We start from the raw sequence: 12,973 nt of genomic DNA, 5'->3' as shown, positions 1-12,973 counted from the left end.
CGAAGAAGATTCGCGACAAAAAACTTCGGGCAGTCCTTCGGCGGCGGGAACCGCACTTTACACCTGGAATATTATGCTGATCCCATCAAAACTGAGCCGTCCGGTACGGCTGCAAAATACCGTGATACGCGATCGCCTGCTGGTGAAGCTAGCCAGCGCGGCAAATTATCGCCTGACATTGGTCAATTGCCCGGCAGGATATGGAAAAACCACGCTGGTTGCCCAATGGGCAGCGGGCAAGTCGGATCTCGGGTGGTACTCACTGGACGAAAGCGACAACCAGCCAGAGCGCTTTGCCAGCTACCTGATCGCCGCACTGCAACAGGCTACCGGTGGGCACTGCGTGAAGAGCGAAGCGTTAAGCCAGAAACACCAGTACGCCAGCCTGTCTGCGCTGTTCGCGCAACTGTTTATCGAGCTTTCCGACTGGCATCACCCTCTGTATCTGGTGATTGATGATTATCATCTGATCACCAATGACGTAATCCACGAAGCGATGCGCTTCTTCCTGCGCCATCAGCCGGAAAACCTGACGCTGATCCTGCTGTCGCGCACGCTGCCCGCTCTCGGCATCGCCAACCTGCGCGTGCGCGATCAACTGCTGGAATTGAGCGCGCAACAGCTAGCTTTCACCCACCAGGAAGCCAAACAGTTCTTCGACTGTCGCCTGAGTTCACCGCTTGAACAGCATGACAGCAGCCGCCTGTGTGACGAAGTGGAAGGCTGGGCAACCGCGTTACAGCTGATCGCGCTTTCTGCCCGTCAATCGGCCTCATCAGCCCAACAATCCGCCAAACGCTTGGCCGGGTTGAACGCCAGCCACCTTTCCGACTACTTGGTGGATGAGGTGCTGGATCGCGTCGATGCCGATGCCCGCGCCTTCCTGCTGCGCTGTTCGGTATTACGTTCGATGAACGACGCGCTGATCGTGCGCCTGACCGGTGAAGATAACGGCCAGCAGCGTCTCGAAGAACTGGAGCGCCAGGGGCTGTTTATCCACCGTATGGACGATACCGGTGAGTGGTTCTGTTTCCACCCGTTATTCGCCTCCTTCCTGCGCCAGCGCTGCCAGTGGGAGCTGGCGCTCGAGTTGCCGGGCCTGCACCGTGCCGCTGCCGAAGGCTGGCTGGCGCTCGGTTACCCGGCAGAAGCCATTCACCATGCGTTGGCGGCCAGCGACGTCAGCATGCTGCGCGATATTCTGCTGCAGCACGCATGGTCGCTGTTCCACCACAGCGAGCTGGCGCTGCTGGAAGAGTGCCTGAATGCGCTACCTTACGATCGCTTAATCCAAAATCCGAAGCTGGCGCTGCTGCAGGCTTGGCTGGCGCAAAGCCAGCACCGCTACAGCGAGGTCAACACCCAGTTGGAACGCGCCGAGCAGGCCATGCGCGAGCAGAAGATCGCCATCGATCAGACCTTGCACGCAGAGTTCGATGCACTGCGCGCCCAGGTGGCGATCAACGCGGGTAAGCCGGAGGAGGCCGAACGTTTAGCCACCGAAGCGCTGAAATTCCTGCCGCTTTCCAGCTATTACAGCCGCATCGTCGCCACCTCGGTGACCGGCGAGGTTCACCACTGTAAAGGCGAACTGGCGCGTGCGCTGCCGATGATGCAGCAGACCGAACAGATGGCTCGTCGCCATCAGGCTTATCATTACGCGCTGTGGGCGCTGTTGCAGCAAAGCGAAATCCTGATCGCCCAGGGGTTCTTGCAGGCCGCTTACGAAACGCAGGAAAAAGCCTTTGAGCTGGTGCGCGAACAGCATCTGGAACAGTTGCCTATGCATGAATTCCTGCTGCGTATCCGCTCGCAGGTGCTCTGGTCGTGGTCACGGCTGGATGAGGCCGAAGAGGCGGCGCGTGAAGGGCTGAAGGTGCTGGCCAACTACCAGCCGCAGCAGCAGTTGCAATGCCTCGCCATGTTGGCGAAATGTTCCCTGGCGCGGGGCGATCTGGACAATGCCAATGCCCATTTGCAGCGTTGCGAAGTGCTGCTGCATGGTTCGCAATATCACCGTGATTGGCTGACCAACGCCGACAAACCGCGGGTGATCCATTGGCAGATGACCGGAGATACCCTTGCGGCGGCCAACTGGCTGCGCCATACCGAAAAACCGGGCATGGCCAACAACCACTTTATGCAGGGCCAATGGCGTAACATCGCCCGCGTGCAGATTATGCTCGGCCAGTTTGAAGAAGCCGAAGTGGTGCTAGACGAGTTGAACGAGAACGCCCGCCGCCTGCGGCTGGTCAGCGATCTCAACCGCAACCTGCTGCTCAGCAACCAGCTTTATTGGCAGATGGATCGCAAAAGCGATGCGCTGCGGGTGTTGATCGAAGCGCTGGCGCTGGCAAACCGCACCGGGTTTATCAGCCACTTTGTGATTGAAGGGGAAACCATGGCGCAACAACTGCGTCAACTGATCCAACTCAACACGCTGCCGGAGCTGGAACAACACCGGGCACAACGTATTTTGCGCGATATCAACCAGCATCATCGCCACAAGTTCGCCCATTTTGACGAGAGCTTTGTCGATAAACTGCTGACTCATCCGCAGGTGCCGGAACTGATCCGCACCAGCCCGCTGACCCAGCGTGAATGGCAGGTGCTTGGCCTGATTTATTCAGGTTACAGCAACGAGCAGATCGCCAGTGAACTGGCGGTGGCGGCCACCACCATCAAAACCCATATTCGTAATCTGTACCAGAAACTGGGGGTGGCTCACCGACAGGAGGCCGTGCAACAGGCGCAACAGTTGCTGAAAATGATGGGGTACGGGGCGTAAAGGCTGTCCTTTCAATACTTCGCGTGGTGGCCTCCCCAGGAGGCCATCCAGGGTTTGGAGGTGCTGCAGATTGAAAGAGGAAAGGAAGCGCGTAATAAACTCTATTACCGATCAGGTGTATACCCAAAATAATTCGAGTTGCTTGTAGGCGGCAACGGAGTGACAAATCAGTCAAAGATTGATTTGAACAGCGCTTGCGCTGGCCCGAAGGGGCGAGGCCCACGGATGGACCGAGTAACAAAGCCAACACCCAAGCAACTTAAAGTATGAAGGATATATTCTTATTTTGTCGTATGCCCAATGACATTAACGCTTCCTGTCAGTAATATTGCGTAATATTTTCCATAAGGAGTTGGAATAATGACAATAATAAGGACATTCCTAATTACCGCTGGCCTTTTTCTGGCTATTTCCCCCGCCATCGCCAGTAACGATACGTCTGCAGATTATAACCCCCCCGCAGACGCCGGAAGCTATTTGGGTAACCAGATAGCCGCCCGTTCGTTATTTTCCCAAACCTTGCATCAGCGGAAATCCGCTCCAGGTAGCGATCAATTATGGCTGCGTGCCTCCGGTTATCACACGAAAAATCTGAGCGCCGCCAATAATAATTTACCGATCGATATGGATCGCCAGGTGTTCCAATTGGGTGGGGATGTTTTCGCCTCCCAGCAGGAAAACGAAGAGTGGACCGTGGGCCTTATGGCCGGGTATGGCCGCGCTAATACCGAGTCGCACGCCGTAAATACCACCTCCGACGGCAGAGTCAACGGCTATTCGGTCGGGATCTACAGCACCTGGTATCAGGACAGTAACAACCATGACGGTGTCTATATTGATTCATGGCTTCAATATTCCTGGTTTAATAATCGTGCAGGCCAAGAGGATTACAACAGCAATAACTTCAGCCTCTCGCTGGAAACCGGGTATGCTTTTCAACCGTTCTCACAGTGGGAATTAATTATCGAGCCTCAGCTCCAGCTTATTTATAATGATTTCCGTACTGATAATTACCGTGATACCACAGGCACATTCATTCAGCAAAGTGATGCGCCGGATTTCACCTCACGGGCAGGCATCCGTTGGTATAGCAATCAAGACGACAATATTACCGCCTATCTGGCCACCAACTGGTGGCACAATAATGGCAGCAATGCGGTCTCTTTTAATAATGCGCGGATAGAAGCTGCCTCCCTGAATAATCTGTTCGAAGTAAAAGTCGGGATAAAAACGCCAACCACCAGCTCATTCCAGATTTGGCTGGAAGGCGGCAGCACCATGGGCAGCAATAGTTACCAGGATTATGGGGCTTCGTTAGGCCTGAGCTACCGCTGGTAATCTGCCGTTCAGAAAACCCATAGAGTTGCTCTGGTCATAAATGAGGTGGATTTGGTTACACTCACCAGTGTCCCCCAATTATGAGGCAGTCTGAAGTTATGGAACAGTTTGAAGCGATCGGCGTTGAGCAGGCCTATACCCGCTGGAAAGAAGGCAGCGCAACGCTGGTTGATATCCGCGATCCGCAAAGTTTTGCCGCCGGGCACGCGCCGGGTGCGTTTCACCTCACCAACGCCAGCCTGCCAGCTTTTATGCAGCAAAACGAGTTCGATCGCCCGGTGATGGTGATGTGTTATCACGGTAACAGCAGCCGCAGCGCCGCGCAGTACCTGCTGCACCAAGGGTTTGATGCGGTTTACAGCATTGATGGCGGCTTTGAAGCCTGGGCCCGCCAGTTCCCGCAGGATGTCGAAACCTCCGTCTGACTCTTCGCCGGTCGCCTATTTGGGTGGCCAGCTCAATTCTCCGCTGTTTTTTTCGCTGCGTGCAGTATTTCAACGGTATAATCTGCCATTAGCGCCGCAGAGGGCTAAACTCGCGGATAAAATCATTTAATTAGACGGAAAATCCATGGTTCGAGTGATCGCCGTATCCAACCCTCGCCTGGCGCAAGCCTTTGTTGATTACATGGCAACACAAGGCATCCAGCTTGAGATCCGCAATACCAGCGAGGCCGCAGAAATCTGGCTGGCGGACGACGGCCACTTGGAACAGGTGCAACATGAGTTGCAGCAGTTTCTGCTCGATCCCATGAATAGCCGCTATCAGGCGGCCAGTTGGCAGGCCGGCAATACCGACGCCGGTTTGAACTATCAGCAATTCTCTTATCTGCAGATCATCCGCAGCAAAGCCGGGCCGCTGACGCTCACGGTCATGTCGCTGTGCATTCTGGTGTACATTCTGATGCAGGTGCTGGGGGATGATACCGTGATGTACTGGCTTTCCTGGCCGCAGAACAGCTCGCAATACGGCCAACTGTGGCGCTGGTTCAGCCACGCCTTCCTGCACTTCTCGCTGCTGCACATTACCTTCAACCTGCTATGGTGGTGGTATCTCGGTGGCCCGGTAGAAAAACGCCTCGGCACCGGCAAACTGTTCGTGATCGCCGTGGTGTCGGCCTTTTTCAGCGGCTGGGCGCAGTCTCTGTTCAGCGGCGCACTGTTCGGTGGGCTGTCTGGCGTGGTTTATGCGCTGATGGGCTACGTCTGGCTGAGCGGTGAACGCGATCCGGAGTGCGGCCTCAATCTGCCACGCGGCCTGATGGTGTTTTCCGTGCTCTGGCTGGTCGCTGGCTATTTCGATATTTTAGGAATGTCGATCGCCAATGCGGCACACGTGGCCGGTTTGGTGTTAGGGTTGTTAATGGCATTTTGGGATACGCGCCACCGTGCGCACCACCAACAATAACCGCCGGATACCTTGAGAAAGACGGCAGGTACATCAGGCGATTTAGGGGATTATCGTGAAGCAGACACAGCGTCATGACGCCATTATCGAATTAGTGCGTCAGCAGGGTTACGTCAGTACGGAAGAGTTGGTCGAGCATTTTGCCGTCAGCCCGCAAACTATTCGCCGTGATTTGAATGACCTGGCCGACCAGAACAAGATACAACGCCACCACGGCGGCGCGGCGCTGCCGTCCAGTTCGGTCAATGCCGCCTATCACGATCGCAAAGTGATGTGGTCGGCTGAGAAAGCGCGCATCGCCCAGCGCGTTGCCAGCCAGATCCCCGATGGTGCTACGTTGTTTATTGATATCGGCACCACCCCGGAAGCGGTGGCCCATGCGCTGATGAATCATAAAAACCTGCGGGTGGTCACTAACAACCTGAACGTTGCCACCCTGCTGACCGCCAAAGAAGACTTCCGCCTGATCCTGGCCGGTGGTGAAGTGCGCACCCGCGACGGCGGTATCATGGGGGAAGCCACGCTGGACTTTATCTCTCAATTCCGCCTGGATTACGGCATTCTCGGCATCAGCGGTATTGATATGGACGGTTCGCTGCTGGAGTTTGACTATCACGAAGTGCGCACCAAGCGCGCGATTATCGAAAACTCCCGCTGCGTGATGCTGGTGACCGACCACTCCAAGTTTGGCCGTAATGCCATGGTGAATCTGGGCAATATGAACCTGATTGACTATCTGTTTACCGATCAGGCTCCACCACCCAGCGTGATGAAGATCATCGAGCAGTATGATGTGCAATTGGAGCTGTGCTGATCTCTTTACCGAAAGAGATGTTGGCATGCATTCTAAACACATTGATAAATAAAAATATTTGCAAGGGCTGTTAAACAGGCCCTTCATTTCTCTTCTCAATTCTTACCCTGAATATACCCGTCATACTTCAAGTTGCTTGGGTGTTGGCTTTGTTACTCGGCCCATCCGTGGGCCTCGCCCCTTCGGGGCCGCTGCAAGCAGCGTTCAAATCTGCTCCTGGCAGATTTGTCGTTCACCCCAGTCACTTACCTGAGTAAGCTCCTGGGGCTTCGCTCAGTTGCCGCTTACAAGCAACTCGAATTATTTTTGGTATAATCTGGAATGGGGTAAATAGCAAATTAGCTACCTGCATCACAAAATTAACAAGAAAATAACAAAAGCGCTGATAATCGCACAAACACCTGATATTCGCCCTTGTCGGTAAAATTTTCATCCCCTAAGTTAACCATAGGTCCTGGTGCTTAACAGCAAAATAACCCACACATTCAGGAGTAATGCTTGTCAGTTAAGGCTAACCAGTCCCCTCTCCCTTGGGGAGAGGGGGGCGATGCCTTGAGCCATTGATGCATTATTATGCTGCTTTGCGCTTTACTGACAAGCATTACACATTCAGGAGAAGCCATGTTTGGCCGCGCCGCATCACGTCACGGCCAGCAAAAAGGAAATACGCATTAAACGTACCGATTCGTGATTAAATTAATACAGTGCTGATGGGAATGATATTGCCTGCGCGGGGCAACGGTCTGCTATTGCCCCGCGTCCCTTAACGGAGTTATTTAAAACGAGGTTTCATGATGAACTCATCCTCCACTACGTTATTTTCCACACTGGAAGAAAAAATAAATAACGCTTTAGTCATAGATAAAGAGAAAGGTATTTATCGGTGCAATCGCGCCATATTTACCGATGAGTCTTTATTCGAACTGGAAATGAAAGCCATCTTTGAAGGTAATTGGATTTATTTGGCCCATGAAAGCCAGATTGCCGAACCGGGCGACTATTACACGCTAACCATGGGCCGCCAGCCCATCATTATCACCCGCGATCACAACGGGCAATTACACGGGATGATCAATAGCTGCTCGCATCGCGGAGCCATGCTGGCCAGCCGCAAATCTGGCAATAAGACCTCGTTCACCTGCCCATTCCATGGTTGGACCTTCAACAACGCCGGTAATTTGCTGAAAGCTAAAGATGAAAAGAGCGGCGCTTATCCACCCTGTTTTAAACAGGCGGGTTCACACGATCTCAAACATTTGCCCCATTTTGCCTCTTACCGTGGCTTCCTGTTTGGCAGCCTGAACGCCGACGTGCTGCCGTTGGAGGAATATCTGGGTGACACCCGGCAGGTGATCGATCTGATCGTCGATCAGGCGCCCGAAGGATTGGAAGTGCTGAAAGGCGCTTCCAGCTATACCTACGACGGCAACTGGAAGCTGCAAATGGAAAACGGTGCCGATGGCTATCACGTCAGCGTGGTGCATTGGAACTACGCCTCCACCATGTCACGCCGCAACTATGAGGCCAACGGCACCCCAACCGTAGACGCCAACGGCTGGTCGAAAAGCACCGGTGGCGTCTATGGTTTCAAGCACGGCCATATGCTGCTGTGGACCCGGGCGCTGAATCCGGCCGTTCGCCCAGTGTTCAAGCACTTTGAGCGCCTTAGTGAACGCTTTGGTGCCACTCGCGCTGATTTGATGGTTAACGAAACGCGCAACCTGTGCCTGTACCCCAACGTTTATCTGATGGATCAGTTTTCGACCCAGATCCGCGTCGTTCGCCCGCTGGCCGTCGATAAAACCGAAGTCACTATCTTCTGCTTCGCCCCCAAAGGGGAGGCTGCCGAGGATCGCGCGTTACGCATCCGCCAATATGAGGATTTCTTCAACGTCAGCGGCATGGGGACGCCGGACGATCTGGAAGAGTTCCGCGCCTGTCAGCAAGCCTATAACGCCAGTAACCTGCCCTGGAGCGATATGAGCCGCGGCGCAACCCGCTGGCTGGAAGGTGCCGATGAGAATGCGCAGGCGATGGCTATCACCCCGCTGCTGAGCGCGCCACGTTCCGAAGATGAAGCCTTGTACATCAGCCACCACCATCACTGGCAACAAACCCTGCTGCGCAGCCTGAATAAACGCGAGGTGACGCAATGAGCAACCGACAGCCTGATATTGAACAATTCCTCTACCGTGAAGCGCGCCTGCTGGACGAGCGTAACTGGGATGAGTGGCTGGCCTGCTACAGCCCAACGGTGGAGTACTGGATGCCCGCCTGGGGCGATGACGATCGCTTAACCCGCGATCCGCAGCGGGAGATTTCGCTGATCTACTACCCGAACCGTGAAGGGCTGGAAGATCGCATCTATCGCATCAAAACCGAGCGCTCTGCGGCCAGCACGCCGGAGCCCCGCACCAGCCATCAGATCAGCAACGTTGAACTGCTGGAAGACAGCGCCCTGCACGTTGAGGTGCGTTACAACTGGGTGACGTTCAGCCATCGCTATCAAAAGACCGATCTGTTCTTTGGCAACACTCGCTGCCGAATTGCGCTCAACGAGGGGCGACCGCTGATCGAACGCAAAACGGTTCAGCTCAACAACGACTACATCAATCAGGTCATAGATATTTATCATATTTAATGCGGGGTACTTATGGCCTTTACCATTGCTCTTAATTTTGAAGATGGCGTCAGCCGCTTTATTCAGTGCAATCCCAACGAGAAAGTGCTGGATGCCGCTTACCGGCAAAAGATCAATCTGCCGATGGACTGCTCCGACGGCGTCTGTGGCACCTGCAAATGCCACTGTGAGCAGGGCGAGTACAGCCTGGGTGACGACTATCTGGCAGAGGCACTGTCAGAGCAGGAAGCGCAGCGGCGATTCGTGCTGACCTGCCAGATGGTGCCACAGTCAGACTGCGTGATCGACGTACCTATGGCCTCCACCCGCTGTAAAACCGGCAGCGAAGAGTTTTCAGCCAGCCTGGTGGCGGCAACGCCGCTTTCCGACAGCGCCATCGAATTCAGCCTGCAGCTTGACGATGCTGATGGTATTGCCTTCCTGCCCGGCCAATACGTCAATATCGAGGTGCCTGGCAGCGGTGCCAGCCGGGCCTATTCGTTCAGCTCTCTGCCGGGCAAACAACAGGTGTCTTTCCTGCTACGCAATGTTCCCGGCGGGCTGATGAGCAGCTATCTGACCAGCAAAGCACAGCCGGGGGATAAAATACGCCTGCGCGGGCCGCAGGGCAGTTTCTATCTACGCACCGTCGCGCGGCCACTCCTGTTTCTGGCGGGGGGAACCGGCCTAGCCCCTTTCCTTTCCATGCTGGAGCAGTTGGCGCAAAACGGCAGCTCGCAGCCGGTGCATCTGGTGTACGGCGTCACTCACGACCACGATCTGGTGAAACTGGAACAGCTGGAGCAATACCGCACACGCTTGCCCAACTTCAGCTATCTCACTTGCGTCGCCAGTGAAGCCTCACCATCACCACACAAAGGCTATGTCACACAGCATCTTGATGCCAGCGTCTTGAACGAGGGCGATCTGGACGTGTACCTGTGCGGCCCGCCGCCGATGGTGGAGGCGGTCCTGAACGATTTCCAACGCCGAGCTTTTACCCCGGCCAGCTTCCATTATGAAAAATTCGCCGCCAGCCAAACGGTATAAGGAATAGCCATGCAGAGAATGCGGTTTGAAAACAAGGTGATGGTGATCACCGGGGCAGCGCAGGGCATCGGTAAAGCGGTTGCAGAACAGGCCGCGCGTGAAGGGGCCAAGCTGGCGCTGATCGACCGGGCCCCTTACCTGAGCGAACTGGCCGCCACCTTGAGCGCACAGGGCAATCAGGTACTGGCGATCGGTGCCGATCTGGAGCGCTGGGAAGAGACCGAGAGCGCAATGCGACAGGCTCAGCGGCACTTTGGTCGGCTGGATATTCTGGTCAATAATGTGGGGGGCACCATCTGGGCACGCCCGTTTGCCGACTATTCCCCAGAACAGATTTCCGCCGAGATCCAACGTTCGCTGTTCCCCACGCTGTGGGGCTGCCGCGCCGTGTTGCCGCATATGTTGCAACAGCGGAGCGGAGTGATTGTCAACGTGTCGTCCGTCGCCACCCGCGGGGTCAACCGCGTGCCTTATTCCGCGGCCAAAGGCGGGGTTAACGCCCTCACCCAGTCGCTGGCTTTTGAATATGCCCAGGCCGGTATTCGCATCAACGCCACCGCGCCGGGGGGCACAGAAGCCCCGCCGCGCCTGACGCCGCGTAACCGGGAAATCCCCACGGCGCAGGAGGAAAGCTGGTATCAGCAGGTGGTCGATCAAACCCTCAGTTCCAGTTTGATGCATCGTTATGGCAGCGTTAACGAGCAGGCTAATGCGATTTTGTTCCTTGCCAGCGATGAGGCCAGTTACATAACTGGCACCATCCTGCCGGTGGCGGGGGGCGATCTGGGTTGATCGCTGAGCTCACCTCAGCCCGCCATCATGATCTGTTTAAAAGCAATGGGTGATGCAAAACCATCACCCATTCTCATGCGCATTACTGCACGCCAATGGCGCACTCGATAACCCTTCACTTTGTATACCTACCATCACTGAATCGTTACCTCTATCACGCAAAAATGTTTTTGTTTGGTTAACTCTTGGCTTGTTTGTTGGTTTTTGATTACAATCATGAGCGAAAACGAACATTAAAGAGCTATTGCGAACATCTGGAGGAAGTTAACGTGGAAACCAAAGACTTGATCGTGATCGGTGGCGGCATCAACGGAGCCGGCATCGCAGCAGATGCGGCCGGGCGCGGGCTGTCCGTTCTGCTACTGGAAGCGCAAGACTTGGCCTGCGCTACGTCTTCCGCCAGTTCCAAACTGATCCACGGTGGCCTGCGCTACCTGGAACATTACGAATTCCGCCTGGTGAGCGAAGCGCTGGCCGAGCGTGAAGTGCTGCTCAAGCTGGCACCGCATATCGCTTTCCCGATGCGCTTCCGCCTGCCGCACCAGCCGCATCTGCGCCCAGCCTGGATGATCCGCACCGGCCTGTTCCTGTACGATCACCTGGGGAAACGCACCAGCCTGCCGGGCAGTAAGGGGTTGCGCTTTGGAGCAGAGTCGGTACTGAAGCCGGAGTTAACGCGCGGTTTCGAATATTCTGACTGCTGGGTAGACGATGCGCGCCTGGTGGTATTGAACGCGCAGGAAGTGGTTGAGCGTGGCGGTGAAGTGCGCACCCGCACTAAGGTCACCCGTGCGCGGCGTGAAAACGGCCTGTGGGTGGTAGAAGCCACCGACATCGACAGTGGCAAAACCTTCACCTGGCGTGCCAAAGGGTTGGTCAATGCCACCGGCCCGTGGGTGAAACATTTCTTCGACGATGGCCTGCAGCTCAAATCGCCTTACGGTATCCGCCTGATCAAAGGCAGCCACATTGTGGTACCGAAGGCGCATAACCAGCCACAGTCGTACATTCTGCAAAACGAAGATCATCGTATCGTCTTCGTTATTCCGTGGCTGGATGAATTCTCTATCATCGGCACCACCGACGTGGAATACCATGGCGATCCGAAAGACGTGAAGATCGACGACAACGAAATCGACTACCTGTTGAAGGTGTATAACGAGCACTTCAAAAAACAGCTTGGCCGCGACGATATCGTCTGGACTTACTCCGGCGTGCGCCCACTGTGTGATGACGAATCGGACTCACCGCAGGCGGTCACCCGTGACTACACGCTGGATGTCCACGACGAACAAGGCAAAGCCCCGCTGCTTTCCGTATTCGGTGGCAAACTCACCACCTACCGTAAGCTGGCCGAGCACGCAATGGAAAAACTGGCGCACTACTACCCAGGGGCTGGCCCAGCCTGGACCAAAAACGGCGCGCTGCCCGGTGGTGACATCGGCGGCGATCGTGACAGCTATGCCGCCAAACTGCGCCGCCAATACGCTTGGCTGCCAGAATCGCTGGCCCGCCGCTATGCGCGCACCTACGGCAGCCACAGCGAACTGATCCTGGCTAATGCTGGCAGCCTGAGCGAGTTGGGTGAAGACTTTGGGCACGGCCTGTATGAGGCGGAGCTGAACTATCTGGTGGAAAAAGAGTGGGTGGTGGAGCTGGATGATGCCATCTGGCGCCGCACCAAGCTGGGCATGTGGCTCGACGCAGCACAGCAGGCAAGGGTGCAAGCCTGGCTGGCGGAACACGCCAAACCGAAGGCGCTGTCGCTGGCGTCTTAGTCCCACAACAAACTGCACGCTTAATGCCGCTGAGTTAAACACAAAGCGGCATAATCATGTATCCGTTGCTTATCGCCCCCTCTCTCAGTGGGGCGGGGTGATGGACTTGAAGTTGTAATGACCTGACATTGAAACATATCAGACCTGCAATCAACGGCGGTTTTCAACCCACGTTAGGCGATTCTCACCGAGTCTAAAACCCAGATTAAATGACAATCAACAAACCCACGCTGCTCTGCTTTAATACCGCTGGCAGTATCTTCAAACAAACGAACACAGCCTGCCTGATTTAGCGCATCGCGTTGCAGATCGAGGTGCTGGTCATATATCCTATCAGCATGGTGTGAATGTCCCGTTATCACGCTAAAATCCAGTCTATCGGAATA

The 12,973-nt window shown here is 55.3% G+C and carries 10 protein-coding genes; all 10 read left to right on the top strand.

Annotation, left to right across the window (positions count from 1 at the left end; all coding sequences use genetic code 11):
• Positions 1-73 precede the first annotated feature (73 nt).
• Entirely contained in the window at positions 74-2,788 is a 2,715-nt protein-coding gene (gene malT, locus BMI79_RS16480; protein WP_076943209.1) for an HTH-type transcriptional regulator MalT, read from the top strand.
• 360 nt (positions 2,789-3,148) lie between these two features.
• Positions 3,149-4,126 carry an autotransporter family protein gene (locus tag BMI79_RS16475; RefSeq protein ID WP_076943208.1) on the top strand — a complete coding sequence of 326 codons (978 nt, stop codon included), beginning with the start codon at positions 3,149-3,151 and terminating at the stop codon, positions 4,124-4,126.
• 98 nt (positions 4,127-4,224) lie between these two features.
• Complete coding sequence (glpE, locus tag BMI79_RS16470) at positions 4,225-4,551, top strand: thiosulfate sulfurtransferase GlpE (RefSeq protein WP_076943207.1); 327 nt, start codon at positions 4,225-4,227, stop codon at positions 4,549-4,551.
• Between the two features lie 145 nt (positions 4,552-4,696).
• The gene (gene glpG, locus BMI79_RS16465; protein ID WP_076943206.1) at positions 4,697-5,533 is read left to right on the top strand and encodes a rhomboid family intramembrane serine protease GlpG; all 837 of its coding nucleotides are present in this window, start codon (positions 4,697-4,699) and stop codon (positions 5,531-5,533) included.
• Positions 5,534-5,588: 55 nt separating this feature from the next.
• On the top strand, positions 5,589-6,347 hold the full coding sequence (locus tag BMI79_RS16460) for a DeoR/GlpR family transcriptional regulator (protein ID WP_037402883.1): 759 nt from the start codon (positions 5,589-5,591) through the stop codon (positions 6,345-6,347).
• Between the two features lie 794 nt (positions 6,348-7,141).
• Entirely contained in the window at positions 7,142-8,503 is a 1,362-nt protein-coding gene (locus BMI79_RS16450) for a Rieske 2Fe-2S domain-containing protein (RefSeq protein ID WP_076943301.1), read from the top strand.
• Positions 8,500-8,988 (top strand): benzoate 1,2-dioxygenase small subunit, encoded by a 489-nt coding sequence (benB, locus tag BMI79_RS16445; protein ID WP_076943205.1) that lies wholly within the window; start codon positions 8,500-8,502, stop codon positions 8,986-8,988. Before BMI79_RS16450 ends, benB begins: the two co-directional genes overlap by 4 nt.
• Positions 8,989-9,000: 12 nt before the next feature.
• On the top strand, positions 9,001-10,017 hold the full coding sequence (gene benC, locus BMI79_RS16440) for a benzoate 1,2-dioxygenase electron transfer component BenC (RefSeq protein ID WP_076943204.1): 1,017 nt from the start codon (positions 9,001-9,003) through the stop codon (positions 10,015-10,017).
• Positions 10,018-10,035: 18 nt separating this feature from the next.
• Positions 10,036-10,809 carry a benzoate diol dehydrogenase BenD gene (benD, locus tag BMI79_RS16435; RefSeq protein ID WP_076943203.1) on the top strand — a complete coding sequence of 258 codons (774 nt, stop codon included), beginning with the start codon at positions 10,036-10,038 and terminating at the stop codon, positions 10,807-10,809.
• A gap of 269 nt (positions 10,810-11,078) precedes the next feature.
• On the top strand, positions 11,079-12,587 hold the full coding sequence (glpD, locus tag BMI79_RS16430) for a glycerol-3-phosphate dehydrogenase (protein ID WP_076943202.1): 1,509 nt from the start codon (positions 11,079-11,081) through the stop codon (positions 12,585-12,587).
• The last annotated feature ends 386 nt before the right edge of the window (positions 12,588-12,973 follow it).

The sequence above is a fragment of the Serratia oryzae genome (genome assembly GCF_001976145.1).
GTDB lineage: Bacteria > Pseudomonadota > Gammaproteobacteria > Enterobacterales > Enterobacteriaceae > Chania > Chania oryzae.
Note: the sequence above shows the minus strand (reverse complement) of the source record. Positions and strands in the feature narration are given on the sequence as shown.

What these genes read in the sequence shown, in the direction of transcription:
- malT (WP_076943209.1), top strand. Translation starts at nt 74, where the DNA reads ATGCTGATCCCATCAAAACTGAGCCGTCCGGTACGGCTGCAAAATACC.
- BMI79_RS16475 (WP_076943208.1), top strand. Translation starts at nt 3,149, where the DNA reads ATGACAATAATAAGGACATTCCTAATTACCGCTGGCCTTTTTCTGGCT.
- glpE (WP_076943207.1), top strand. Translation starts at nt 4,225, where the DNA reads ATGGAACAGTTTGAAGCGATCGGCGTTGAGCAGGCCTATACCCGCTGG.
- glpG (WP_076943206.1), top strand. Translation starts at nt 4,697, where the DNA reads ATGGTTCGAGTGATCGCCGTATCCAACCCTCGCCTGGCGCAAGCCTTT.
- BMI79_RS16450 (WP_076943301.1), top strand. Translation starts at nt 7,142, where the DNA reads ATGAACTCATCCTCCACTACGTTATTTTCCACACTGGAAGAAAAAATA.
- benB (WP_076943205.1), top strand. Translation starts at nt 8,500, where the DNA reads ATGAGCAACCGACAGCCTGATATTGAACAATTCCTCTACCGTGAAGCG.
- benC (WP_076943204.1), top strand. Translation starts at nt 9,001, where the DNA reads ATGGCCTTTACCATTGCTCTTAATTTTGAAGATGGCGTCAGCCGCTTT.
- benD (WP_076943203.1), top strand. Translation starts at nt 10,036, where the DNA reads ATGCGGTTTGAAAACAAGGTGATGGTGATCACCGGGGCAGCGCAGGGC.